Annotated in this window: 23 protein-coding genes; 11 read left to right on the top strand and 12 right to left on the bottom strand. The window is 41.5% G+C overall.

Annotated elements, in window-relative coordinates; translation table 11 throughout:
* Positions 1-843 precede the first annotated feature (843 nt).
* Together KXD93_RS09310 and KXD93_RS09305 are read left to right on the top strand one after the other, a co-directional pair.
* Entirely contained in the window at positions 844-1,230 is a 387-nt protein-coding gene (locus tag KXD93_RS09310) for a response regulator (protein ID WP_258136764.1), read from the top strand.
* 135 nt (positions 1,231-1,365) lie between these two features.
* Positions 1,366-1,911 carry an REP-associated tyrosine transposase gene (locus KXD93_RS09305; protein WP_258136762.1) on the top strand — a complete coding sequence of 182 codons (546 nt, stop codon included), beginning with the start codon at positions 1,366-1,368 and terminating at the stop codon, positions 1,909-1,911.
* A 108-nt stretch (positions 1,912-2,019) separates the two neighbouring features.
* On the opposite strand, the gene KXD93_RS09300 is transcribed toward KXD93_RS09305, so the two are convergent.
* The 8 genes from KXD93_RS09300 to KXD93_RS09265 all read right to left on the bottom strand — a co-directional run bounded on the left by KXD93_RS09300 (position 2,020) and on the right by KXD93_RS09265 (position 9,952).
* Complete coding sequence (locus KXD93_RS09300; RefSeq protein WP_258136761.1) at positions 2,020-2,319, bottom strand: hypothetical protein; 300 nt, start codon at positions 2,317-2,319, stop codon at positions 2,020-2,022.
* Between the two features lie 64 nt (positions 2,320-2,383).
* Entirely contained in the window at positions 2,384-2,821 is a 438-nt protein-coding gene (locus KXD93_RS09295) for an Hsp20/alpha crystallin family protein (RefSeq protein ID WP_258136759.1), read from the bottom strand.
* Between the two features lie 419 nt (positions 2,822-3,240).
* Positions 3,241-3,819, bottom strand: a complete 579-nt coding sequence (locus KXD93_RS09290; protein ID WP_258136758.1) for a Crp/Fnr family transcriptional regulator — start codon at positions 3,817-3,819, stop codon at positions 3,241-3,243.
* 80 nt (positions 3,820-3,899) lie between these two features.
* A complete protein-coding gene (locus tag KXD93_RS09285; RefSeq protein ID WP_258136757.1) occupies positions 3,900-4,205 on the bottom strand; it encodes an NIPSNAP family protein in 306 nt (101 codons plus the stop codon).
* An 8-nt stretch (positions 4,206-4,213) separates the two neighbouring features.
* Complete coding sequence (locus KXD93_RS09280; RefSeq protein WP_258136756.1) at positions 4,214-4,621, bottom strand: DUF4267 domain-containing protein; 408 nt, start codon at positions 4,619-4,621, stop codon at positions 4,214-4,216.
* A 497-nt stretch (positions 4,622-5,118) separates the two neighbouring features.
* A complete protein-coding gene (locus tag KXD93_RS09275; RefSeq protein WP_258136755.1) occupies positions 5,119-7,566 on the bottom strand; it encodes an outer membrane beta-barrel family protein in 2,448 nt (815 codons plus the stop codon).
* Positions 7,567-7,950: 384 nt separating this feature from the next.
* On the bottom strand, positions 7,951-9,597 hold the full coding sequence (locus KXD93_RS09270; protein WP_258136754.1) for a PspC domain-containing protein: 1,647 nt from the start codon (positions 9,595-9,597) through the stop codon (positions 7,951-7,953).
* A gap of 22 nt (positions 9,598-9,619) precedes the next feature.
* On the bottom strand, positions 9,620-9,952 hold the full coding sequence (locus tag KXD93_RS09265) for a PadR family transcriptional regulator (RefSeq protein WP_258136753.1): 333 nt from the start codon (positions 9,950-9,952) through the stop codon (positions 9,620-9,622).
* A gap of 184 nt (positions 9,953-10,136) precedes the next feature.
* On the opposite strand from KXD93_RS09265, the gene KXD93_RS09260 reads away from it, so the two are divergent.
* From KXD93_RS09260 to KXD93_RS09225, 8 genes are all read left to right on the top strand, one after another.
* Entirely contained in the window at positions 10,137-13,376 is a 3,240-nt protein-coding gene (locus KXD93_RS09260) for a SusC/RagA family TonB-linked outer membrane protein (RefSeq protein WP_258136752.1), read from the top strand.
* Between the two features lie 43 nt (positions 13,377-13,419).
* Positions 13,420-14,883, top strand: coding sequence for a SusD/RagB family nutrient-binding outer membrane lipoprotein (locus tag KXD93_RS09255; RefSeq protein ID WP_258136751.1), 1,464 nt, complete (start codon positions 13,420-13,422; stop codon positions 14,881-14,883).
* 87 nt (positions 14,884-14,970) lie between these two features.
* A complete protein-coding gene (locus KXD93_RS09250; protein WP_258136750.1) occupies positions 14,971-15,906 on the top strand; it encodes a BT_3044 domain-containing protein in 936 nt (311 codons plus the stop codon).
* 149 nt (positions 15,907-16,055) lie between these two features.
* Positions 16,056-17,033, top strand: coding sequence for a carboxypeptidase-like regulatory domain-containing protein (locus KXD93_RS09245; RefSeq protein ID WP_258136749.1), 978 nt, complete (start codon positions 16,056-16,058; stop codon positions 17,031-17,033).
* A gap of 344 nt (positions 17,034-17,377) precedes the next feature.
* Positions 17,378-18,367 (top strand): carboxypeptidase-like regulatory domain-containing protein, encoded by a 990-nt coding sequence (locus KXD93_RS09240; protein WP_258136748.1) that lies wholly within the window; start codon positions 17,378-17,380, stop codon positions 18,365-18,367.
* A gap of 152 nt (positions 18,368-18,519) precedes the next feature.
* Positions 18,520-19,557, top strand: coding sequence for a carboxypeptidase-like regulatory domain-containing protein (locus KXD93_RS09235; RefSeq protein ID WP_258136747.1), 1,038 nt, complete (start codon positions 18,520-18,522; stop codon positions 19,555-19,557).
* A gap of 150 nt (positions 19,558-19,707) precedes the next feature.
* Entirely contained in the window at positions 19,708-20,739 is a 1,032-nt protein-coding gene (locus KXD93_RS09230; RefSeq protein WP_258136746.1) for a peptidase associated/transthyretin-like domain-containing protein, read from the top strand.
* Positions 20,740-20,976: 237 nt separating this feature from the next.
* Entirely contained in the window at positions 20,977-21,993 is a 1,017-nt protein-coding gene (locus tag KXD93_RS09225; RefSeq protein WP_258136745.1) for a carboxypeptidase-like regulatory domain-containing protein, read from the top strand.
* A gap of 90 nt (positions 21,994-22,083) precedes the next feature.
* Here the strand turns inward: KXD93_RS09225 and KXD93_RS09220 are convergent, their stop codons facing one another.
* From KXD93_RS09220 to KXD93_RS09210, 3 genes are all read right to left on the bottom strand, one after another.
* Entirely contained in the window at positions 22,084-22,443 is a 360-nt protein-coding gene (locus tag KXD93_RS09220; protein WP_258136744.1) for a hypothetical protein, read from the bottom strand.
* A 160-nt stretch (positions 22,444-22,603) separates the two neighbouring features.
* Entirely contained in the window at positions 22,604-23,170 is a 567-nt protein-coding gene (locus tag KXD93_RS09215) for a Crp/Fnr family transcriptional regulator (RefSeq protein WP_258136743.1), read from the bottom strand.
* Positions 23,171-23,368: 198 nt separating this feature from the next.
* Positions 23,369-23,785 (bottom strand): DoxX family protein, encoded by a 417-nt coding sequence (locus KXD93_RS09210; RefSeq protein ID WP_258136742.1) that lies wholly within the window; start codon positions 23,783-23,785, stop codon positions 23,369-23,371.
* A gap of 245 nt (positions 23,786-24,030) precedes the next feature.
* Between KXD93_RS09210 and KXD93_RS09205 the strand changes: the two genes are divergently transcribed.
* A complete protein-coding gene (locus KXD93_RS09205) occupies positions 24,031-24,207 on the top strand; it encodes a hypothetical protein (RefSeq protein ID WP_258136741.1) in 177 nt (58 codons plus the stop codon).
* Between the two features lie 58 nt (positions 24,208-24,265).
* Here the strand turns inward: KXD93_RS09205 and KXD93_RS09200 are convergent, their stop codons facing one another.
* Positions 24,266-25,192, bottom strand: a complete 927-nt coding sequence (locus KXD93_RS09200) for a S66 peptidase family protein (RefSeq protein WP_258136740.1) — start codon at positions 25,190-25,192, stop codon at positions 24,266-24,268.
* Between the last annotated feature and the right edge of the window lie 93 nt (positions 25,193-25,285).

Below are 25,285 nucleotides of genomic sequence, written 5' to 3'. Positions count from 1 at the left end.
AATAGACTACGGATTTTATCCGATCCGGATCGTTAAAAATAATCGAGCACTTACAATATGACTCGTGCAACCTAATGCTGATAGCAAATATCCGATGCATTGCTTGCACCAGTATAGTGAAAAATTAATATAGAACTATTTTTCAATGGAACAACCCAGTCAAGAAAACTATGCGTTAACCAAACCCCTTTCCGTGCTGCATGTCGATGGTGACATGCTCATGCGCAAAATATTAAAAAATACTTTCCCTGGCAACCTTTTTCAGCTTGATTCAATGCTCCGCAATTCAAATACGAAATGCCCTACTATATCAATTACCAAGCAAATTAACCATATAATGACAAACAAACTCTTTACATCCGCGACTACACACATGAACGCCAACGTCTGCTGTAGAAAGTGTGGCGAAGAAATGCAACGCATACCCCGTCCCTCTTTTATAAAGGCATTCCTGTTTTGGCTACCTGTTCGACGATACTTATGCTATAGATGCTTGCGGAAACGATGGATGAAACCACCGAAGCTACAGGAAAAGCCATAAGAAACATTAGCCCTGGCAATGATTTCACTATAACCGATCAATACCATATACCTATAGAAAGTTTTAGGTCGAAATAATGAAAATACCCTCAGCTTAACGCGACGATTATTATGACAGATGTTCTACAATTTCTCAAAACGGAATTAAGTGTGGGTAACATTTGGCAGAACATTGCCATGTACACAACCATTGGCTTGTTGTTAAAGATAATTGCCGTACAGCACAAGGTTTTAAAAGATAGGAAAAAACACATATAGACCCAGCCGATGCTGTGGCAATGATCTAATTAAATAAAAATCGATATGTTGATACCAGAAAAGCCGCTTATTGCTATCGTCGACGATGACCAGGTTTATCGGGTACTACTACGCTTTCTTCTGACAAAGAATAATTACAATTTAGCTTTTGAAGCTAAAAACGGGGCAGATTGCATTTGTCAATTACAGGAGTCATTGTTATTTCCTAACTTGATTATAGTCGATTTGGAAATGCCCATTATGGATGGCTTCCGGACGGTGAAACTTATTAAGTTACACTGGCCCGAAATAAAAATTATCGCTCATTCATCCATTCTAGACCCAACTGCCAGGCAAAGGGTGATTGCATGCGGTGCAAATGACTTTATTGCTAAAGGCAACCAGACCATAAAAATATGCGAATTAGTACAGAAAGTGCTAAATAATGCTTAGCTGTAGTCCTCAAACGGTCGCCCCCGCTCCCGCAAGAGCCTTTTCGCTGCCGCAAGGCTCCTGCCTTGTGGCCCGCTGCTTGGTAACCAACATGCTCAGAAGTATGATGTTAAGTAAAATTTTTACTTTTAATGCATGAGCCGTAATTATAAGTTCCACAACCCCGAGGGGTTATATTTTATAAGTTTTGCAACAGTATTTTGGGTAGATGTATTTGTAAGGCGTTTGTATTTTGATTGCATAGTTGAAAACTTGAACCGTTGTGTTGATGAAAAGGGTATGGAAATATATGCCTGGTGTATAATGCCAAGCCATGTTCATTTGGTTTTTAGATCAATCCTTCAAAAGCCCGAAGAATTAATAAGGGACTTTAAATCCTTTACCTCAAAAAAACTGATTGCACTTATTGAAGAAAATATGCAGGAGAGCAGGCGCGAATGGCTGCTGAATTCGTTTAAAAAAGCTGCTGCAGTCAATTCAAATAATACCAAAAACCAGTTTTGGCAACAGCACAACCAGCCGATAGAGCTATGGAGTCCGCAGGTTATCCAGCAAAAAATGGATTATACGCATAACAACCCTGTGGAAGCAGGTTTTGTTGAAAATGATTATGAATATTTATACAGCAGTGCAAGAGATTATTGCGGCATAAAGGGGTTGGTTAAAGTTATTATTGATTAAGCAACGGATTACCTTTGGACGGGTTACTTCTCGCTTGTTTACCAAGCAGCGGGCCACGAGGCTGGAGCCTTGCGGCAGCGATAAAACGCTTACGGTAGCTGGGGAAAATCAGCAGCCTTTCATTTCCTCCATGTTCGTTAAACGGAACATTTCCCGTGCGATCAGTTTGCAGTTACAACCGAGTTCTTCCAGCGTGCAGCAGATCGTTTTGATCTTCACAGGCAATTGGTCTACGGTTTCCATCAGATCGATATGCAGCAGGCAATTATCTTTTATAATTTCGCTGCCTTTTAACTGCCGGAACAGCGCATAAGCAACCTCGCTGTCGTTCCCGAAGAAATACTGACCATAATCCATGAAACCCTGCGGGGTTTTCAAACTCAATAAGATATGGAACTGTGTTTTCATAGCGGTATTAAATTCAAAGAGCCCCCGCAAACAGGAGCCCTCTTGATTTAAAAACTAGTTACACTTATTTGATCTCGATCTGGCGGCGCACCGCTTTGGCTTCTTCGCGCTTGGCGATATCGATGCGGAGGATACCATCGGTATAGTTGGCCTCGATATTGCTGTGATCAGCGCTGTCAGGCAAGGTAAATGAACGTACGAAGGAACTGTAGCTGTATTCGCGTTTGCTGTAATTCTTTTGGTTGTCTGCCTGTTCGGAAGAAGTTTCTACCGAAATGCTCAGCTGGTTCCGTTCCAGGTTCAGCTTGAAATCTTCTTTCTTTAAGCCCGGAGCGGCGAGTTCTACATGATAATTGTTCTCGCTTTCGCTGATGTTCACGGCAGGAACACGAGTGATCATCCGGTCGCTAAAGAAGCTGTCGTTAAAAATAGAATCAAAAACATCATTAAAGCCTGGCATTAATGTGTTGTTACCGTTTTTGTTGAATTTAACTAAGGTCATGGCCTTTTAATTTAATAAATGAACAATGGGTTAATTAAACTATTGAATAACTAACAAGCCCTGTGCCAGCACCCTAACCCTGAAAAATTTGCAGCTAACAGCTGAAAAATTTTCAGATGACTTGCCAATTTTTCAGATGCCCTCCTTTAGTGCGATTATCCACGCCGGCCAAAAGAGGTAGGGTACCCGTGCTCTGCTTGCTAAGTGGCCAACATGTATGCCGCAGTATCCTTCCCCAAATATTGAAGTTCCTTGATTGTCCTGTGTAGAGGTTGCTTCGTCCCTCGCAATGACGCGCGATTTGAATTTCGAAATGCCCTGTTGCTCCTGTTACTAAAATCATTTTTTTGCTTTTTGTTAGATTGATAAAGCAAAATTCCATGAGATAACGCCCCGAATAATGCACCCGGGTTAACTCATCAGAACTGGGTAAAAATTCTTTTACGGATGCGGCTGAGTGATTGCGGTTTTACCCCGACAAATGAGGCGATATGGTACTGGGAGATCCTTTGCTGCAAATCTGCATGGTTTTTTAAAAAGCGCTCATAACGCAATTCAGGCGTTTCCGCATATAAGGCACTGATATCCTGCAGCATTTTTAAAAAGACCATTTCAATGGCGATCCTGCCAAAACGTTCACCTCCGCGAACGTTGGCATAAAACAGTTGCAGGTCGGCATGCGAAATAACAAAAACGACACTGTCCTCTAAAGCCTGGATATTTTTCGAAGACGGGGTCTGCGGAAGAAAACTTTCATAATTGCATACGAATTCATTTTCCTGGGAAAAGTCATAGATCTTTTCCTCCCCATCCTGATTAATATAGAAGCGCATCAATCCCTTTGCCACAAATCCTACTTGTTTGCAAATTCGCCCTTCTTCTAAAAAAAATTCGCCCTTTTTATAAGTCTTCTCCTTAAACAAAGTAGTCACGATAGCTATCTCTTCGGCGTTTAGCGTAATCACCTTTTGTATGCTATTCAATAAGCTATTGATCATATCATCATTTGAATTGGGTTAAACCAAAAATACACAACCTGCGGGCACGTTGTGTATTAAATTCTGCTGCGGCAAAACCATTAGCTTGCGGACCTCAGTATTTTAGTTTCTACCTGGATGATTTTGTTTCTGTCAAAACCTGCTGTATCGGCGGCAAACTCCGGGCTTTTCAAATAGCATTCGGTCATTTCGTCGACATCGGCATTGTCCGGAAAAGATACAAGGGCAATAACCTGGTTAGCGATGCCGGGTGTATTGCCGATCCAAACACCTTTGACCGCAAAACCAAACTTCGGAAGGTTTATCCTGTGTTTAGCCCAGTTTACTGTAAAATAATGTGCTGCTGTTTCTTTATCGGCAAGCGTGTAAATTCTTAATTGTTCCATGATGTTGATTAGTTTACTATTTCCTGTTGTTTTGGTGTCGCTTTTTTAGCGGTCAGTAACAGTATGCCGACCACTGAACAAATGATGGTGGCTACGATATGTGGTACCGCCTGCTGCACACTGGTGTAGCTTTTACTAAGGACAGTAATCATGTCGGAAACCGGAATGATTGTCGCCACAAATAACATCACTCCCAGGGCCCGGCGTTCGTTCATCAAGACCAAAGCGCACAACAAAATCCCGGAAAATATATCCCGGATACCTTTGGTGTGATGAAAGGAGTAATCTCCGTTGGCGTTAAAGCGGATACCGAATGCGTCTGTTGCTGCTTCAGGCGAGAAAAAAAAGCGGGCTCCCAGGAAAATCATTCCAAGGCCCAGTAAAAATGCGATTGCATAAGAGATTTTCGTTGTCATAATAATTTGTTTTTAAATAAATAATGACACAAAATTATCCCTGCCGTAGCCACAATTCATGCACCTGGGTTAACAAATCAATTTGGCGTGGGAATTAATGTCTTGTCCTGAAATAGGTTTACACAAAAGTGGAACATTCTGATAGTCAGCATGTTTCATAGTGTTCCGCCCGTTCCACGTGCAAAAATGGAACGCTTTGACGGCTTACAACCGGTGCCCAGCATTTAAATAGTTAGCAGCCTATATCGCAAATCAATGTTAACCCCCTATTTTTATAGATGTTTGATTACCAATGATATAGGTCTAAATCTTTCGAAAGTATGTTAACCCTGTTAACCCCCCCCGCCAAAAGAAAGTGCCCCGGGTGCCTGCTCACGAAAACGGCGGGCAAGCAACAAAAAAGCCTCAAATCTTTCGACTTAAGGCTGGTGAGTGGTGAGTGTGTTAACTTTACTCGCATTCAACCCACTCACCAAGCTCTATTCACCACTCTTTAATTAATTTCCCTTCACCCTTCCCTTTTCATCATCGGCGCCGGTTTGGTGCTCGCGCATTTTGATCTTGTTGTTGCCGAAGTTGTAGGTGAATGTCAAGCGGGTTATCCTGCTTTCGTTTTTCTGGCGGATGTCCAGGTTGTTCGACTGGTAATAGCTGGTAACATCATTACGGCGGGTGTTAAATATATCGCTCATTGAAAGCTTGATATTAGCCTTTTTTTCCAAAAATGAATGGCTGATGCCTGCGTCTGTTGCATACTGCGGCTTAATGTTAAAGATGCCATAGGTCATTGCTGAATTATAATAGTTTGACAGTTCAGCCTTCCAGCCCTTGGCTATCATAAAGGTTTGTGTTGTTTTTATTTGATAAGCAGCCTTTCCATTGTCAAGCTTGCCGCCTAAAAGGGTATCGGTTTTAAATTTCATATAAAAGCCGGTAACATTCACATTGCCTTCCCACCACTTGGCAATTGTATAAGGTGCATACAGGTTTACATTGTAATTATTCTGGCTTTGCAAATTCAAGTTGGTTTGGTAAGTAGCCTTGCTTATCGGGTCGGTCAACAGGATCTGCGTAATGGCATCCGAAGTATGGCTATAACCCAATGTTAGGGTGATAGACTTATTATAGGTGTAATTAAACTCGAAGTTATTGGTGTATTGCGGATTCAGGAAGGGGTTACCCTTTTCGTAAGTGTATTGGTCAAGGTAATATACAAACGGGTTTAGTGCATCGTATCCCGGCCGGTCTATCCTGCGGCTGTATGATAAACCGATCTCATTCTTGTCATTCAGCGTACGGTTGATGAAAACGCTTGGGAAAAAGTCGAGATAATGGCGTTTTACCACGTTATTGTTAGTGATCAAATCACCGGTCGAGCTCGTATATTCTGCTCTTAAGCCGGTTTGGATAGAAAAGTTCTTATAGTTCTGGCTTAAGTTAGCATAAATAGCATCTACCTTTTCAGTGTAAACAAAGCGGTTGGTAAGGGTGGTGTCGTTAATATAGTTGCCGTTCACTTGTTTTTGAGCGCGCAGGTCATTATCTGTTTTTACATCGCTCAGCTTAAAGCCGGTCTCTAGTTTCAGGATCTTATTGATGGGATAGGTATAGTCAACCTTAGCCGTGCGGATGGTAATATTTGATGGGGTTTGGTTGCGTAAAAACAATGGCGAAGCCATCTCACTGCCGTCGGGCTGAAAGAAATAGGTATTGTATTGTGAGTTTGAATTGTTTTTAAACTTTGAATAATCCAGGTCGACTGCAATTTCCTGGCCAGCGGTGTCTATTTTATACCTGTCGTTCAAGTTGAGCGCGAAATTTTTATACGATTGATTAATATGCGAGAGCGTGGTTTGGTATGAATCAGTAACTGAGGGTTGTGTGCCAATGTAGGTTTTGTTGACATTATCGTCTGTTTCGGTATTAAAATAACCATTCACCAGAAACCCAATGGTGTTTTTGCTGCTGATGTCATAATCTGCTCCCAAACGGTAGCTATTATTATGGTTATCATTCGGGATTGATGAAAATTGGTTGAAGTAGGTTTTACCGCCTGTGCTATCGGTAACAATTCTTCTGATATCAAGCGTATGTTCGCGTTTGCGGTCGTCATGGCTAAAAGAGCCAAATACATTCAAATTGCCTTCCTTGTGATTTAACGAAATGCTTTCGTTATTCTTAAAGGTATTGCCATAGCCTGCGCCAACAGTTACACTACCGTTAGTACCGGTTTGCTTGTTCTTTTTTAGTTTGATATTGATGATCCCCGAGTTACCCGAAGCATCGTATTTGGCAGACGGGTTGCTGATGATCTCAATAGATTGAATGGTGGTACCATCGGTTGAGCGCAGCAAAGTAGCCAACTGTGTAGAGGTAAGATAAGTAAGCTTGTCATTTATCATTACAGTTACCCCCTGTTTTCCCTTCAGGCTAATGTTGTCATCCTTATCTATCGAAACGCCAGGTGCCCGTTCCAGAATTTCGAGAGCAGTATTACCGGCCGCAAGCACACTGTTTTCGACGTTCATAACGGTGCGGTCAATTTTATGTTCAACCAATGGTTTTGATGCCGTTACGGTAACTGTTCCTAAAGTGTGGCTTGCCTGCTGCATTTTGATGGCCGGTAGGGTAATGTCTGACGATGCATCAGAAACGGTGAACGGCTTGCTTAATGTTTTTTCATAGCCTACATTGGTTGCCTTGACAATATATGTTCCTGGCGTAATATGATCGAAAACATATACCCCGTTATCGTTGCTCAATGTGCCTTTAATTACGGTGGAATCTTTTACATTAAGTAAGCTTACTGTGGCATAGTCCATTGGCTTGCCCTTATCGTCAATAAGCGACCCCGAAACCTTAACAGGCGGCTTCGCAAAGGCTAATGTTATACCTATTATATATAGTATTAAAAAGGCGAGTGTTTTTATAGTGGTGGATCTCATGGTGTTATAGTTTTAGGGCAATAGCAAGCCCATTAAAGAATGCTGTTCTTTTTAAAATTTGTTAGTATTAAGTTTTGGCTTCCGGCTGTTTACCGGCTTTTAGTTGATGTTATTATAAAGTCGTAGTTCTGTTCATAGCGTATAAATTTTATAAGGCAGCCGTTAAATGGCTGTTTTATTAGTAAGATGAAGAAAGCGGGGCATAGGTTACAGCAACATTTCGGGTATTTGGTCAATGGATTAATTTTATCGGTCAACGGGCTGTTTTCGTCGGTGAAAAAATTTAAAAATTCAGACCCGGTTTCAGCATGGAGCAGGATGATCAAAAAAATAGCGATGAGTTTTTAAACCCATCGCTATTTAATAGTTCAGGTTTTACCCTGGTTACCGCGCTTTTACCGTATCTGTTTTGACGCTATCTGGTTTTGCAATACCTCCGGTATCAACCTTGCATTGCAAGCCGTTGTCCGTCATGTTAAATATTGAGTAAGATGCTTTGTTATCTCTCTTATTCAGATCGCGGCATTCATAAAGATTAACACCCTGTAAATAATTGTCAAGTTTTTGGTCGATGATCACTTTTGAGTTAAGCGGTAATTTCAGAGTAAGGGATACCTCTTCGTTATGCCAAAGCTTATTGAGCTTTCTGCGCAGGGTATAATCAAACTTTAATACAGTATCCCGTTGATCGAATACATACGATACGTTACGCGCATTATACAAAGCCGCCTCGTAGCTCGGACCATTCGCCCTGAATGATTCTTCAAGCGTAGGTTGTGCCACATCACTTCTTTCAACATGTAGGGTAACGCTCTGCGGCTCATTATGAAAACCGTTATAGTTATCGTCGGTTACGATCATTCCGCGGAAATGGTCCTTTATATCAAGCCTAACGCTGTCATCGTGCGAGAAGTATTTTATGTCGTTAAGCTTCAGGTAGTAGGTGTTATTCTTTGTGGGCTTCAAATTTACCGTTTCGGTAAAGCTGGCTGACTCTCTGAAGCCCGAGGTTATTTTGGCTGCATAAAATATAAGCACGCCTAAAGCGCAAAGCCAGATCACCAGGAAAACAGTTCCGGTTGATTTTCCGATAGAGCCGGTATTGAACACCGCTTTAATAATAACCAGTATGATGGTAAGCACAGGTATAAATGCCACCACAAATGCGGATATGAAAATATTATTGGCAAACTCATTTTGAATTATCCGGAAAGGGAAGATGTGGTTGACCATATCTGCGCCAAAACCCACACTGCCAACAAACACAACTACCAGGAAAATGGCTGCAGCAAAAGCGGCAAGCAATAAGCATATGCCAAGCAATTTTATAATCACTTTGCCGGCTCCGTTAAAAAAAATACCCAGGTGATGAAAGAAGTCGCCAAAAAAGTCGCGGGCCTGGTAAACAAAGGGGCGTGCCTCGTGACTAAAGTTCGACAGGTTTTGACGCATCGAGCTTAACTCTTCTTCAAAGTTTTTGGCAAAGCCCTGCAGGTTTTGTTTTTCACCCTTCATTGCCATTTTATCGGCGCGGGTAACTGCTTTGGGTATCACTATCCATAATATAATATACAGGAGGAACCCGCTTCCTGCTACCGGGATAAATAAGGCAAAGAAAAGCCTGGTCCAAACGGGGTTAATATCAAAGTAATTGGCTATGCCGGCACAAACGCCTGCCACCAGGTGATCATCCGGATCGCGGAATAACCTGCGGACCTCGGTATTGCGGGTGTAGTGGGTTGATTGGGCATCGCCCTCGCTTTCGGCGCTTTCAAAATCAGCTACCGAACCCATCTGTTCAACTATCTTGTTTACATCCTGCTCAACAATAACCTGCTTGTTTTCGCGCAGCAATAGCTCGCCGAACATTTCGGCAATGCGGTTTTCAATATCGGTTGTAATTTCAAGGCTATCGGCAGAATTTAAAAAATGACGCTTAACCTCCGTCATGTAGTTTTTTAGTATTTCGTAGGCATCCTCTTCGATGTGAAATACGATGCCGTTTATGTTTATAATAATTGTCTTGTTCATGATGATAATAATTTCAGGTTTCTTACTTTCTGTTTCCAATAGCCGTCTGCACAGCAAATAATAACTCTTCCCAGGTCTTGTCCAGTTGTTCCAGCACGTTCCTGCCCTCTTCAGACAGGATATAATATTTGCGTGGTGGCCCTGATGTGCTCTCAACCCAGTTGTAGGTAAGCAATCCATTGTTTTTTAAACGGGTGAGTAAGGGATACAAAGTGCCCTCAACTACAAGCAGTTGGGCTTTTTTTAATTCAGCAATTATGTCTGAAGCATATGTTTCGCCCTTCGCTATTATGGAAAGGATGCAATACTCCAGTATCCCTTTCCGCATTTGGGTTTGTGTGTTTTCAACAATCATACTGCAAAGATATATGTTTTAAATTGTATTATGCAATACATAGTACTAAAAATATTACATTTATACCTAAAACTTGCTTTTTTTAAAAAAAAAGCAATGTTTTTAAAGATTTCCCTTGACAATTTGATAACGTAACATTACTTTTATGACTAATTAACTATTAACTGATCTTATTATTAACGAAATGAAAAAACTTTTACTAGTAAGTTTGTGTTTCCTGGTGTTCTGCGTAACCCAGTCGTTTGCACAAAATCGAACAATTACTGGTACTGTTACTTCAAAGGATGACAATCTTCCTCTTCCTGGAGTAAGTGTAACAGTGCCTGGAACTTCTGTTGGAACACAAACCAACGATTATGGTAAGTACACCATTAAAGTTCCTGCCTCCGCAAAGTCTTTAGCCTTCTCATTTGTGGGTTACAACAGACTGGTTTTACCAATCGGTGCAACCGACGTCATTAATGGCGCCCTTGAAACAAATGCCAAGGAACTAAAAGAAGTTGTGATCACTCAGGGTTACGGCATTAAGCAAACAGCGCGTTCAAGCACTAACTCTGCACAGGCAATCTCTGGTTCAGATCTGAACACTGTTCGCCAGCCAAACATCAACAATGCCCTTGCCGGTAAAGTTGCGGGTATCCAGGTTCGTAGTCAATCGGCTGCGGCTCTTGGTCGTACTACTGAAGTAAGGCTTCGTGGTGCATCAGGCTTTGGAACAGGCTCAGGTGCTCTTTATGTGGTTGACGGTACGATCCTGTTGAACTCGGATGGTCTGAATCTTGACGACGTTGAAAGTGTTACTGTACTACAAGGTGCGGCTGCCGCGGCTTTGTTAGGTTCGCAGGGCGCTAACGGTGCTATCATTATCACTACCTCTAAAGCTAAGAAGAATGGTGGTTTAGGCATCGACCTGCGATTAGGTGCTACTTTTGACAAGGCTTACATCCTTCCAAATTATCAGAACACTTATGGTGGTGGTAACAACCCGAACTTTACCCAGTATGTATGGAAGGCCGGTGACCCTAATGAGTGGAAAACACTAAGCGGCAAATACTATCCTGATTATTCAGATGATAGCAGCTGGGGCCCTAAAATGGAAGGCCAGGAGTATATTCCATGGTACGCATGGTACCCTGGTACTAAATACACCGGAAAAACAGCTTCATGGAACCCGCAGCCAAACAACGCAAGAAGCTTCTTCCAAACAGGGGATTTGCTTGACAACACCATTACCTTTAACAAAGCAGGCGACGACTACAGCTTCAAATTGAGCTATGGTAACGTTTACCAAAGAGGTATCATTCCTGACCAGGATTTAAGAAGAAATACTTTAAACCTGAACTACAACTATGACCTGAGCAAACACCTGTCGTTAAACGCTAATATTAACTATATTAACCAAAAACAACACGGTACAGTTCAGGACGGTTATGCTAACCAGTCTTCAGGTTCATTTGACCAATGGTTCCACCGCGATATCGATATGGGTATCATGAAGGAACTAAGGGGTTTACAATATGGCCCGGGCCAATACGCAACCTGGAACCATAATGACCCGGATGCATGGGATCCTGCTAACCCAACTGCATTTTACGGTGCTAACTACTGGTATAACTTCTATACCTACCAGGACTTAGAAAAGGACTTCTTTAACGGCGACCGTATCTATGGTAACATTGCTTTAACTTATAAGGTGAACAACGATTTAAGCTTCAAAGCAACCTATCGTAAACATCAGAATACCACATGGACTGAAAACATCGAATCAACTGAATTGGCTATTGCCCAGACTCAAACCGGTGTTAAGGGTAGCTACTATACTTACAACTCATACCAAAACCGTGAGAATATCGAGTTCTTAGCGTCATACAACAAAAAGATCCATGATTTCTCTGTCGCTGCCAACGCAGGTACTGATAAATTTAACTTCACGGATAAAGAAAATGGTGGAACAACAGTTGGCGGTTTGAGCATCCCTTATATTTACTCGCTTGCCAACAGTGCGAATACTCCGACACTATATAACGTACGACAAAAAGAAAAATATAACGCGCTTTTGGCTAACGTGAACTTAGGCTGGAAAGATTTAATCAACATTGACGGATCGATCCGCAATGATTGGTACTCAACCCTTCCACAATCCAAGAACGACGTATTGTCAAAATCATTAGGTGCAAGCTTCATTTTCAGCGATTTGTTGAAAAGCCAAAGCAGCTGGTTAAGTTACGGTAAGTTGAGAGCTTCTTATGGTCAGATCCCTAAGGCGCTTGGTACAACCAACGAAACCTTTGGTTACGGCCGTTACCCTGGTCTTGCTTATGGCGTTCCCGCTGTTAAGTATGCCGGACAACTTATTCAAAGCGCTCCTGATCAGTTTGTTGATAATACTATCCACGGCTCGGTTGTTACCAGCAAGGAAATTGGTACAGACTTACGTTTCCTTAATGACAGGATCGGCGTTACAGGAACTTATTGGACAGCTTCAGAAAAATCGCTTCCTCTGGCAGTTAACGTAAATGGTGCATCAGGTTTCAGCTCAATCCTTACCAACTTTGGTGATGTTGAACGTAAAGGTTTGGAATTAACTATCTATGGCTACCCAATCAGGTCAGCAAACTTCTCATGGAATGTGAACTTTACCTATGCTAACTTGTTACAGGATAAAGTTATTGAGATCAGCAAGAAATACGGTGTAAACCAGGTTATTGTTGCTTATAATACCTTTAGCCAGGTTCCTTACATGGTTCATACAGCAGGCATGGCCTGGGGTCAGTTATTTGGAACCGGTATTTTACGTAATTCCGCAGGTGTACCGGTTATCAACTCTGACGGATCATACGCCCAAAACAAATCAGTATACTTTGGTAGCGTGCTTCCACAACACACGGGTGGTTTGCAGAACTCTTTCAAGATTATGAAAGATTTTGATGTTGACTTTAATATTGACTACCAATTTGGTGGGAAATTTAGCTCCCTGTCAAGCGCGTGGGGTGACTTCAGCGGTTTAGCTAAAGGAACCGCAGTACTTAACGATAAAGGTAACCCAATTCGTGATGCTGTTGCCGACGGTGGTGGCCATCATGTGGTGGGTGTTGATGCAACAGGTAAACCGGTTAGCATGTATGTAGACGAATACGCTTATGTACACAATAACTTTAACAACGGTACAACTGATATGTATGTTTACGACCTTACCTTCATTAAATTACGTGAGGTTGGTGTGGCTTACCGCATCCCTGTTAAGAAATTAGGCTTAGGCAGCGCTATAAAAAATGCATCTATTCAATTACAGGCGCATGACCTTTGGTTGATCTATGCTAAGACAAAAGACTTCGATCCGTCACAGATTAGTGCAGTTCAAGGCGAGTCAGGCCAGTTGCCAGGTACAAGAGGTATAGGCTTTAACTTAAAGGTTGGTTTCTGATAACGAGGGATTAAGTAAAAACTTATTAAACATTAAAGACACAATGAAAAAGACATATAAATACACACTTTCGGCTTTGCTCATACTGAGCGCTGCAAGTTGTAAAAAATTGAATGATTTCGGTAAGACTAACCAGGTTCCGGACGCGGTTACTACGCCTATACCTTCCGCGCTCATTGCAAACGTTGAGAAAAGCGTTGGAGGCTACTCGTCTACATCAGGATATGCAGTTACTGGTGGATATTATGCACAGTATTTTGCTGAAACGCAGTATCCGGGCACATCGTTGTACGATCTTGTTCAGCAAAATTTTGCGGGCGACTATAATGGCACCCTGTATGATGCCCAAACAGTGATCAATACACCATCCAGTTCCAAAAATGCTGTTGCTGCCGCAACAATAATGCAGCAATACATATATTGGATCCTTACCGATAATATGGGCGACCTTCCTTATTCACAGGCATTGCAAGGAATAAAAGCAATTACACCAGCTTATGATACCAGTGAGGATATTTACAAAGGTATTGTTACAAAGACGGCCGCTGCTGTTGCCGCATTAAGCGGAAGCGGAGTAGAAGGTGACGTGGTTTATGGTGGTGATATTACCAAATGGAAAAAGTTTGGTAACTCGTTGATCATATTAGTGACAACCCAGGCTAGCAAAACGACCGAAGCAGATAGCTGGGCTAAACCGGCCTTTGCATCTGCGGTAGCGGGTGGTTATATCAGTACTAATGATGCGAACTTCTCTGTGCCTTACACTGCTGATTACCATAACCCCTGGTATGCGTTATATGACGGACGTAAAGATGAGGGCGAAAGTACAACTGTGACCGCTTTGACAGCCTCTTTAAATGACGGCAGACAATTAATGTTTGGCGGCGCTGCCAATGACCCGAATAATTCCAATAATGCTGCCACACCAGACAATGCCGAAACGTCAAGTGTTGGCGTACCTTATGGCCTGGGCCGTACCGACGCGAATAACTTTATTGCTAAAAACCAAGGGTGGGCTTATATCATGCGCGCTGATATACGCTTACAGACGAGCCCGGTTATTGCGGTATCTGCTTCTGAGGTTTTGCTGGCTGTTGCTGAGGGCGTAAGTTTGGGATGGACCAGCGGAACCGCCAGTACAATTTATGTAAGTGGAATACAAGCATCATTTGACCAGTGGGGCGTTGCCGCTCCTTCAGCTGGTTATTTGGCTAACGTTCCGTTTAGTGCAAAAAACCTTGCCATACAACAATATTTAGCCGGATATCCGAATGGGCACATAGGCTGGAATGTTTGGAGAAAAACAGGATATCCTGCGCTAACTCCTGCGCCTGCTCACTCAAATACATCCGGTCTGATTCCAAGAAGGCTTGAATATAACTCTACGGAGTTACAAACAAACACGGCTAGTGCTAAAGCTGCTATTGCCAGGGAAAAAGGCAAAAATCCGGGAACAGATTCACAGGATAATGCAGTGTGGTGGGACGTTACAGGTTTAGCTCAGTAACGTTAATTAGTTGATAAATATTAAACTATCACGGATCGGTTCGTTTGAAAAGATCCGTGATAGTAAAAACTTTAAAATATCAGTTCAATGAAAACGAAAATTTTACAATACTTAGCTCTTGCGTGCTTGCTGATCACTGTTTTCAGCTCATGCCGCAAAGAGTCGTTCGGAGGTAAGGAAAATTCCCAGGCCGGAAAAACTTATGTTTGGATAACCGAAGCTCCCGAGTTGGATCAACACTTTGATGTGTTCACCGATATTAAACTCGTAACGATGTTTACAATTCGAAGGGACCCGGCTAACAAAGCCGACCTGCAAAAAGCAGTTACCGTTACAATAAAATCATTAGGGCAGGATCAACTTGACGTACTTACAGATACTGCGGGCTACACAGATTTATTCCCTTTGAGTAATCTTTACACTATGCCAACGGCTGCTAATATTGCTTCAGGCGGTATATTTACCGGTACAGGGGGAATTACAAAAACAGCTACCGGCTTTACCGTAAACTTTGCTGCCGGCGAGTTTGCAAAGAGCATTATATTCTTTATTGATGGTAGTAAGTTAGATCTTACTAAAAAATATGGTTCAGCATTTCAAATCACCAATTTTGGTGGCTTTACCACAAAAACCGGGTATGGTGCAATTGTTGCAACTGTAGGTATCAAAAATAAATATGACGGCGTTTATCATGCTGATGGTACATTTACGCGTTACAGCGCTCCGGGAGTGTTCCTTGATTCAAGGACAATCAACCAGGATAAAACTTTGGGTACAGTTGACGCAAACACCGTGTCATCAACTGTTGCTGACTTAGGTTCTGGTGACCCTCTTAACTTAACGGTAAATGCTGATAACACTGTTACTGTAACGTTTGTTGGTACCAGTTTATCTAATTTACCTGCGCCATATACCCAGGTTGGTGATAACCACTATGACCCGGCAACTAAGACGTTTACGTTAAGTTATCAATACCGCGGACAGCTAAGAACTACAACAGAAACATTGAAACTCAATCAGTAAATTGTAGTTAGTAAAAATATAAGACCGCCTTTTGATAAAAGAGGCGGTCTTTTTTGTTGGCAGTCTTTTTTTAAGGTAATATATTATTTCTGTAGGCGTTAAGTGACTAGTAATCAATTTAGTTATAGCACCACTAACTATAGTAAACAATGAAAAAGGTATTTTGGATAATATTGATGCAAGCAATAACAGTAATTGCTTTTGGCCAATCAATTTCAATAAAAGGCCAGGTTAGGAACGCGGATGGCCAGCCTGTTCCCCGGGCATTTGTTAAGGACTCACAGCATAGTATTGCAGCCTTTGCAGACTCGTCCGGGGCTTTCTTGATTAAAGTAGACCCAACTGCTTCTTTAACGGTGCTGGCGGAAGGGTATGCGGATGCGCAGGTTAAAATAGATAACAAAACAGCGTTGGTGATCACTCTGGGTAAGGGCAGCAGTTCTTCCACTTCAAATTCAAACATCGCTTCGGTTGCCGACAATAACCCGGATGGTGGTTTGATGTTTCTCACACGCGAGAACTTAACTACTCAGACACTAACATCACAATCGGTAAAAGTTGGGTTTAACCAGGAACCTACCCAAGGAAACCCGTATCTTTTTGCTGGCTGGACAAAAGGATTTGCCGTGGATAACAATGGGTTGTTATTGTACGATATTAATAATTTATACAATTACGATAAAATTACCGGACAACTGGTTTTTACCAAAGACCAAAAGTCTTTAATGCAGGTTGTTAAGAGTGACGTAAAGCAGTTTTTTCTTTATGACGGTAAACTGTTACCCCATATTTTTGAAAGCGCCCCTGTGTTGGGTAACCAGGTATTTGTTGAGGTAATGGTAACCACACCCAGGTACAGGCTGTATAAACAAACCACTACAAAGCTTGTACGGGCAGATTATCATAACAATGGTGTATTAGAATCGGGCCATAGATACGATGAATACGTAGATAATGTAAAGTACTATTTTCTCAAAGTTGGGGACGCAAAAGCGAAATCCATTTCATTGAAAAAGAAAGCTATAAAAGAAGCTTTTGCGAGCGATGCCGATAAATTTATAGACGCACAGGGCTCACGCGATGTCGATGATGATTACTTAAGAGAATTGAATTTTAGTTTGCAATAAAAATTGTTTTGCTTTTTGTAGGTGGCAGGTAATGTGCTTACCATTTTGCAGATGCAGATAATAAGAGCTGTTTGATTTTCTAAGGAATGCACATTAACGGCTATTAGCGAAAATTCAGATAGCTTTATATCATCACATACCCCCAGGAAGGTGTATGACGTGGCAATTTAATGAGCGTAAATTCAATAGGGATAAGCGATGATTTTACCCGTTGTTTGTAACAAGTTTTTTACCCTTGAATTAAAGAAAAGTTAGTTTAAAGAGAATTTCGTAGTGGGTTTTTTCTATTTCATGGTTATCTTTAGAAACTTTAAACTTTACAAACATTGAGATTATTAATGAATATGAAAATTTTCTTCCGAATTACCTTATCTGCTTTTTTGCTATCAGGAACAGTTGCCTTTGGACAAACAATAGCTGTGACCGGCACGGTTAATAACGAAAAAGGAAAGCCTATCCCTTTTGCGTTTGTTAGAGATGCGCAACATAATTATGCCACCTATGCTGATTCAACAGGCTCTTATCAATTAAATGCCGACCCGGCGTCTTCGCTCCAGGTAATTGCAAACGGCTATGTGAATACTGATGTTAAGATCGATAATAAAACGAATATAAATGTTACGCTGCCGGCAGGTAAGGCTGAATCGCCGGTTTCCCCGTTAAAGTCTGGAAATGAGGAAGTTGATTCACACTTTCTGAACGCAAGGGAGTTATATGTATATGGCGGTGGTAATGCTAATGCAGGCGGGCAGGAAACAATAAAAGAAGGTTTCACCCAGGAGCCAACACGCGGCAGCAGGTACCTGTACAAAGAGTGGGCTCCGGGTTTGGGGATCAGCAAGGAAGATAAGCTTATTGTGGAAACCACCAATCTTTATAACTACGATAAAATTAACGGGGATATTCTGTACACTAACGATGGTAAATCGATGGCTAAAGTATCAACCGACCAGATCAAAACCTTTAGCTTATATGATAATGCCGGTCATGCCCACCTGTTCGTTGCTGTTCCGGAAATAAAGGGGAAAACATTTACTGAAGTTTTGTTAAGCACACCTAAGTATAAAATTTATAAAAAAGTAGATGCAAAACTGCTGCGTGCTGATTTTCATACCAACGGTGTTATAGAAACCGGCCATCGCTATGATGAATTTATTAACGATGAAAGATATTACTTTGTTGGTGCCGATAATAAGCTGCAATCCATTTCTCTTAAAAAAAGCACATTAAAAAAGCTATTGGCAGGTGATGCAGATGGCTTTATAAGCTCACAAGGTTCAAGAGATGTGGATGAAGATTATGTGCGTGACCTTGGAAAAAGCCTGAGCAAATAAATCCCTTGTTATAAACAAGTATTAAAAAATATTGACACACGCCCGGTTATTCCGGGCGTTTTTTGTTTATCAAGGAACTTGATTTATACATATTTTTCATGGATATGTTCCCGTAAGTGCTTATATTTATGCAACTTAAACAGTCAATAGATATGAAAACTTTCACCATCACAATCATTGCGGCTTTATTGGCGGGGACTGTAGCTTTTGGGCAAACAATCGCGGTGTCCGGTACAGTAGCTGACGAAAAAGGACAGCCCATTCCTTATGCCTTTGTGAGGGATGCACAGCACAATTATGCCACGTACGCAGATTCAACCGGTTTCTTTAAACTTAGGGCCGATCCTTCATCATCATTACAAGTGATGGCAAATGATTATAAAAGCGCAACAGTTAAGGTTGATATTACAGGCAGTGCAAACATAATTAGTTTAAAGCCGGTAAATCCGCCGGGCACCCCGGTTGATGGTATAGTACCCCTTAAATCAAACGAACAAGTTAAGGTTGCTGGGTCTACCTTTTTGCAGGAGCGGCAATTGCTGGCGGTCTGGAGCCCGGTATATGCAGGTGGCATCGGCGGCGGCGGTGGCGGCGGTACCAACGTTACTATAGTTAAACAAGGTTATACCGTTGAGCCGACAAGGGGAAGCCGTTACTCATATGAGAACTGGGTGTCGGGCTTCGGGATCAACAAAAAAGATTCGCTTATTGTTGAAACGGCCAACCTGTATAATTATGATAAAATGAATGGGAATATCATGTACACTAATGATGGCAAATCAATGGCGGCCATATCAACACAACAAGTAAAAACCTTTAGCTTATACGATAAAAGCGGGCGCGCACATGTTTATGAAAATGCACCTATGGTGAGCAATAAACCATTTACTGAAGTTTTGTTAAGCACACCTAAATATAAGATCTATAAAAAAATCGAGACAAAACTTCAGCGGGCTGATTTTCATACCGATGGCGTTATAGAAAATGGTCACCGTTATGATGAATATATTGACGATGAGCGGTACTATTTTGTTGGGGCTAATGATAATAAAGCACAATCAATTTCGCTTAAAAAGAGTGCCCTAAAAAAGCTATTAGCCGGGGATGCAGATAGCTTTATAGCTTCACAGGGCTCAAGAGATGTAGATGAGGATTATGTAAGAGATTTGGGTAAAAGCCTGGGTAAATAATCCCTTCTAATACACAGGTATTGAATAACACTGACAGACGCCCGGTTATTCCGGGCTTTTTTTGTTTGTCAAAGAACTTAATTTAAACATATTTTCATAGATATGTTCCCGTAAGGGCTTATATTTATGCAACTTAAACGGGCAATAGTTATGAAAAATATTTTTACGATCACATTCGCCACAACTCTATTATCAGGTGTCGTCGCTTTTGGACAAACAATCCCCGTCACCGGCACAGTGGATAATGAGAAAGGACAACCCATTCCATATGCTTTTGTCAGAGATGCACAACACAATTACGCTACCTATGCAGATTCGGTAGGGGCATTCAAATTGAATGTTGACCCGGCTTCAACGCTTGAAGTTATGGCAAACAATTATGAAGCAAAAAAAATTAACATCAATAACCAGGCAAACATAAAAATAGTGCTTCCGGGCGCAACAGCCGCCGGTAGTGGTATAAAATCGTTAAAAGAGGGAGAGCAAACTGCTGTTACTCCTTTTTTACAGGCACGGCAGCAGTTGGTGGTGGGCAGTGGTGTGGCAATGAACAACGCGGACCCAAGTACTCATACCGGCGGCGAGGGTGGAAGTGAAGCTGTAGTAGTAAGGTCGGGCTTTGCGCTTGAACCCACAAAAGGAAGCCGCTATCTACTCGATGATTGGGCCCCTGGGTTTGGCGTCAGCAAAAAGGACTCGCTTGTGGTTGAAATTGCTAATGCATACAGTTATGATAAAATAACGGGTAATATAATATTTACCAATGATGGCAGATCAACCGCTGGTGTTGCTCCCGCGAATATTAAAAACTTCAAGATATACGACAAAAATGGGATCTGCCATACTTTTGTTAACGCTCCTGAAATAAATGGAAAGCCTTTTGTGGAGGTTTTGCTCAACACTCCTAAATATAATATTTATAAAAAAATAGATACCAAATTACAACGGGCCAATTATCAAACTAATGGAGTTTTAGAAACAGGCCACCGTTATGATGAATATGTTGACGACGTACGGTATTATTTTGTTGAAGCAGATAATAAGCCGCAATCAATTTCTCTTAAGAAAAGTACATTAAAAAAATTGTTAGCCGGTGACGCGGACAACTTCATTGCGTCACAAGGTTCAAGAAACGTGGATGAGAATTATGTAAGGGAGTTGAGTAACAGCCTGGGTAAATAAATTCTATTTTATAATATAAGATTAAATAAAATAATAGGAAAGCGCCTGGTTATCACCGGGCGTTTTTGTTTATGTACCCCTCCAAAAAAATATACTTCTTGTTCTGCTCACCGCCTGAGATTATTATTAAATAAGCAACGGTTATTCGGCGTTCGATAGTTAAAACTATTTATAAGAGAATTTTTGATGTTTATGCCTGTAACTGCTTATATTTATGTAACTTAAATAGTAGCAGGTATGAGAAATATTTTTACAATCACCCTGGCGGTATCTTTACTGTCAGCTTCTGTGGCTTTTGGGCAAACAATCCCTGTGACGGGCACCGTGGATAATGAAAAAGGACAACCCATTCCTTATGCTTTTGTTAGGGATGCGAAGCATAACTATGCTACGTACGCAGACTCGACCGGGACTTTTACACTTAATGCAGATCCTTCATCGTCATTGCAGGTAATGGCCTATAATTATAAAAGCGCAACTATTAAGGTTGATAGTAAAAATAACATAAATATTATTAGTTTATCACCGGCCGGCGCTGCCGTTGATGCTATAGTTCCGCTTAGTTCATCAACTGCACAAGCCCCAATTGCCGGTGCTACATTTTTACAGGACAGGCAAAATCTTATTATGAGCCGCGTAGCTGGGGGGGCGGAGGCTGGCGCTGTTTCAGTTATCACTGCCAAAGTGGGCTACACAGTGGAGCCTACGAGGGGAAGCCGTTATTTGTATGACAATTGGGTGCCCGGATTCGGAATCAACAAAAAGGATTCCATCGTTGTTGAAACCAGCAATATGTACAATTACGATAAAATGACCGGGAACATCATGTACACTAATGATGGCAGGTCAATGGCCATGGTGTCACCCCAACAGATAAAAACTTTTAGCCTATATGACAAAAGTGGGCAGGCTCATGTTTATGAAAACGCACCTTTAATAAGTGACAGACCATTTACTGAAGTTTTATTGAGTACACCTAAATACAGGATCTATAAGAAAATAGATACAAAACTTCATCGATCTGATTTTCAGACAAATGGCGTTGTGGAGTCCGGCCATCGTTATGACGAATACATTGACGATGAGCATTACTATTTTGTTGGAGCGGATAACCAGGTAAAATCAATTTCTCTTAAAAAGATTACGCTTAAGAAATTGTTAGCGGGAGATGCAGACAGTTTTATTTCAGCACAGGGCTCAAGAGATGTTGATGAGAATTATGTGCGGGAATTGGGTAAAAGCTTGAGTAAGTAATATTAGCTTACTAAAAAAGCGGTGCTTGTTTTTTAGCGAGCACCGCTTTTTCATTTAAGGTACTAAAACATTTTTTTTAAATGTAATATATCAATAATACAAGATCGGTCCAGTATAAGCAAAGTATGAACTGGGAGATGAGGTGCCGTATCCGACCACACTCAAATAAGGTTGTGTACCATGCGGAAACGGCCAGCCGGTTGTGTAATATGATCCTGAAAACGAATAAACATTTGCTCCTCCAACATCGAATTTTACCGCTGTAACTGTACCCGTGCTGGCATCACCATAAACCGAATAAAGCTGTCCTCCATACTCAAAGTCTCCTAATTCTGTGATCGTGGGCCGTTTAACAATTTCAATACTATGCGAATTGTTTTCTGCTTTAAAAGATGAGATTGGTACAAGAAATACCAATAGTACAAAGATTGATAAAAGTTGCTTTTTCATAAATATTAATTTTAAGTGAATAAATAAGACTATTTATAAACCACAATATACAGACGGCTTACTGTTAATAAAGTTAAGCTAATCAGGAAATTAACGTTGTGATAAAAGTCACAATTGGAGCAGGTTAAAATCACATGTTTAATTATTGCTTAAGTCGGCATTATCCCTTCGAAATCATCCGGCTCAAGGTTTCCCGGCTCATATTAAGGTAAGAGGCAATTATTTTTAAAGGAACTTTTTGGAATATCAACCGGTTGTTCTTTTTCATTTCGCGGAAACGTTGTTCGGCGCTTAAAACTGCGAGCCTTTGTTTCTGATGTTCTTCCTCATGAAAAATTTTCAGTATGTTTTTTACAAGTAACGAAGCCTCGGGGAAAGCTGTAATCAATCCACGCAAATCATCATATTTAAGCGTCAACAGCCGGGAGTGATCCATTACCTCGGTATAGAAATATGCAGGCTGCGCCCAATATCCCTGGTAGGATAATATAATATCGCCAGGTCGCCAAAATTTGACGGTGTGATCGTCCCTATGTTCGTCATAATAATAATTCCTGGCAAGCCCGCTTTCAATAAAGCACAGTCGATTTTCAAATTGGCCCGGGGCAAATAATATTTGGTGCGGCTGGTACTGTTCTTCTACGAGAAATGTACTAATAGCATCCTTCAATTGACTTGACAGTATGCAAATGCCCGAAAGGTGATTAATAAAGCTATTTTCAATCATAAAAACACAGATTAGGAATAACCGTTAGATTAAATTGAATTTGTGTTTGAAGAGATAATGATGGAGGGGTTGATGTTTTGTTTTTTCATATTTTGTAGTTTAGGTAAAGCGATATTTATTAACCTAAAATTACAAAATTGGTTTTGATTAATAAGATATGGATTGCCAATAATGACAATTTAATTACCAGGAAAATCGTTATTTTTTATCTACACTATAACTCCCCGGCCCGATAAAAAACAATCCGGCAAACACTACTGCGTCCTCAATTGCATGCGCTGCGCCGCCAAGGCCGCCGGAGTCGCCGCTTTGATGTAGATGGAACATAACTGCCACAATAAGATTGATGACCAGCAATAAGCAAACCGGCCTGAACGCAAGCCCCAGGATGAGCAACACGCCGCCAACAGCTTGGGTAAGCGCCGCCAGCAGCCCCCACACTACCGGTAAAAAGTGAATGCCAATATAACGGGTTGCACTGCCGACCTCGCCCCACATTTTTGGGCCGCCGATAAGCATCGGATAGCCGTGCCATATAAACATGATGCCTAAACCAACCCTGATCACTAAAAGACCAAAGTTTTTGTATTTCGCGAGGGTGCTAAATAATGCCATAATTACGAATTTAGGAATTAAACCAGATTTGAGTCAATATAGTTTGATGTTAACTGTGGATTAATAAAGAGTCCAATTATTAACATCTGTTAATATGTATTTTTAGGAGCGTTATTTGTTTTGATATTTATTATTAATTAAATTTACCTTGTTGGTTTACATATAAATCAGCAATGGGTCCTAAACTAAATTACAAATTCAAATTTATTCAAATCAGAATTATGGAAAAACTAACCAAACAAGAGATGAGAAACGTCACTGGTGGTGTGGGTATTAAGTATGTATGGCACTGCCGTGATACAGCCACTTCGGCGTACATGACGGCCGGCACATGTTCAAGTGGCGACCCTTCGGTGTATTGCGGCGAATATTCCTGCATTAACTCCGGGGTAACTTGCACCGGCGGCGAGTATTGCCCATAATATTAATTGCTATGCAATAAAGAGCCGTGTTGAATTAATTCAATACGGCTCTTTTTGCTTAAGTATATTTTAACGCTGCATAATTTGCACTAACTGATAAATTTAACTGTTTTCCCAACACCAAACTACAGTTATCAGGCACGTGCCCGCCGGGAAAATCAAAACATACCGGGTAATCATAATCCTTTACCACTTCCATCACAATTTGAGGTACGGTTTGGCCAAAGGGAATGTCGTTGTCCTTCAGATCAGAAAATCCGCCTACAACCAGGCCCCGCAGATTTTGCAGTTTTCCGGCACGCTTAAGGGTGCGCAGCATTCTGTCAATACTGTATAAATATTCACCAATATCCTCTATAAATAATATTTTACCGGTGTAATCCATATCAGATACTGAGCCCGATGCAGAAAGGAGAATGGATAAGTTGCCGCCGATGAGCAAACCCTCGCCCTCGCCAAGCCGGTTTAGTGGGTTGGGATTGAGCCGGTAGCTTATTTCTTCGCCGAACAGGGCTCTTCTCAATGTATCCAACGACCGTGCCGAGGCATCCGGAATAGTCATCGGCATTTGCCCGTGAATGCTTGGCGCATTAAAATTAGCGAACAGGTGGGCATGCAGTAAAGTAATATCGCTAAATCCAACCACCCACTTAGGGTTTGCTGCGAAACGACTGAAATCAACCATGTCAATCATTCTTACGGTTCCATAGCCGCCGCGGGCAGCAATTATTGCTTTAATACTGTCATCGTCAATAAATCGCTGAAAATCCCTGGCCCTGAATGCGTCGTCGCCGGCAAACTGGTGCCAGGAGGCGTCCAGGGTGTCGCCAATTATCACCTCCAGCTCCCACGATTGTAAAAGTGCTATGGCATCCGTCATTGGATTGGGCAATTTCTTTGCCGGGCAGGTGATGGCAATTTTATCACCCGCTTTCAAGTACGGAGGGAGGAGTCCGGAAGAGGTTGCATTCACTGGTTTATCCATATTGTTTTTTGATAACAAAGAAGCCGCAAGTTATACATTATCTAAAAAATTTTGCGTACCCGCCTTTTTCCTTTCGGACGTTACTGACTTTCG

It is taken from the genome of Mucilaginibacter phenanthrenivorans, from assembly GCF_024721155.1.
Lineage (GTDB): Bacteria > Bacteroidota > Bacteroidia > Sphingobacteriales > Sphingobacteriaceae > Mucilaginibacter > Mucilaginibacter phenanthrenivorans.
This window is presented reverse-complemented; position numbering and strand designations above follow the sequence as displayed.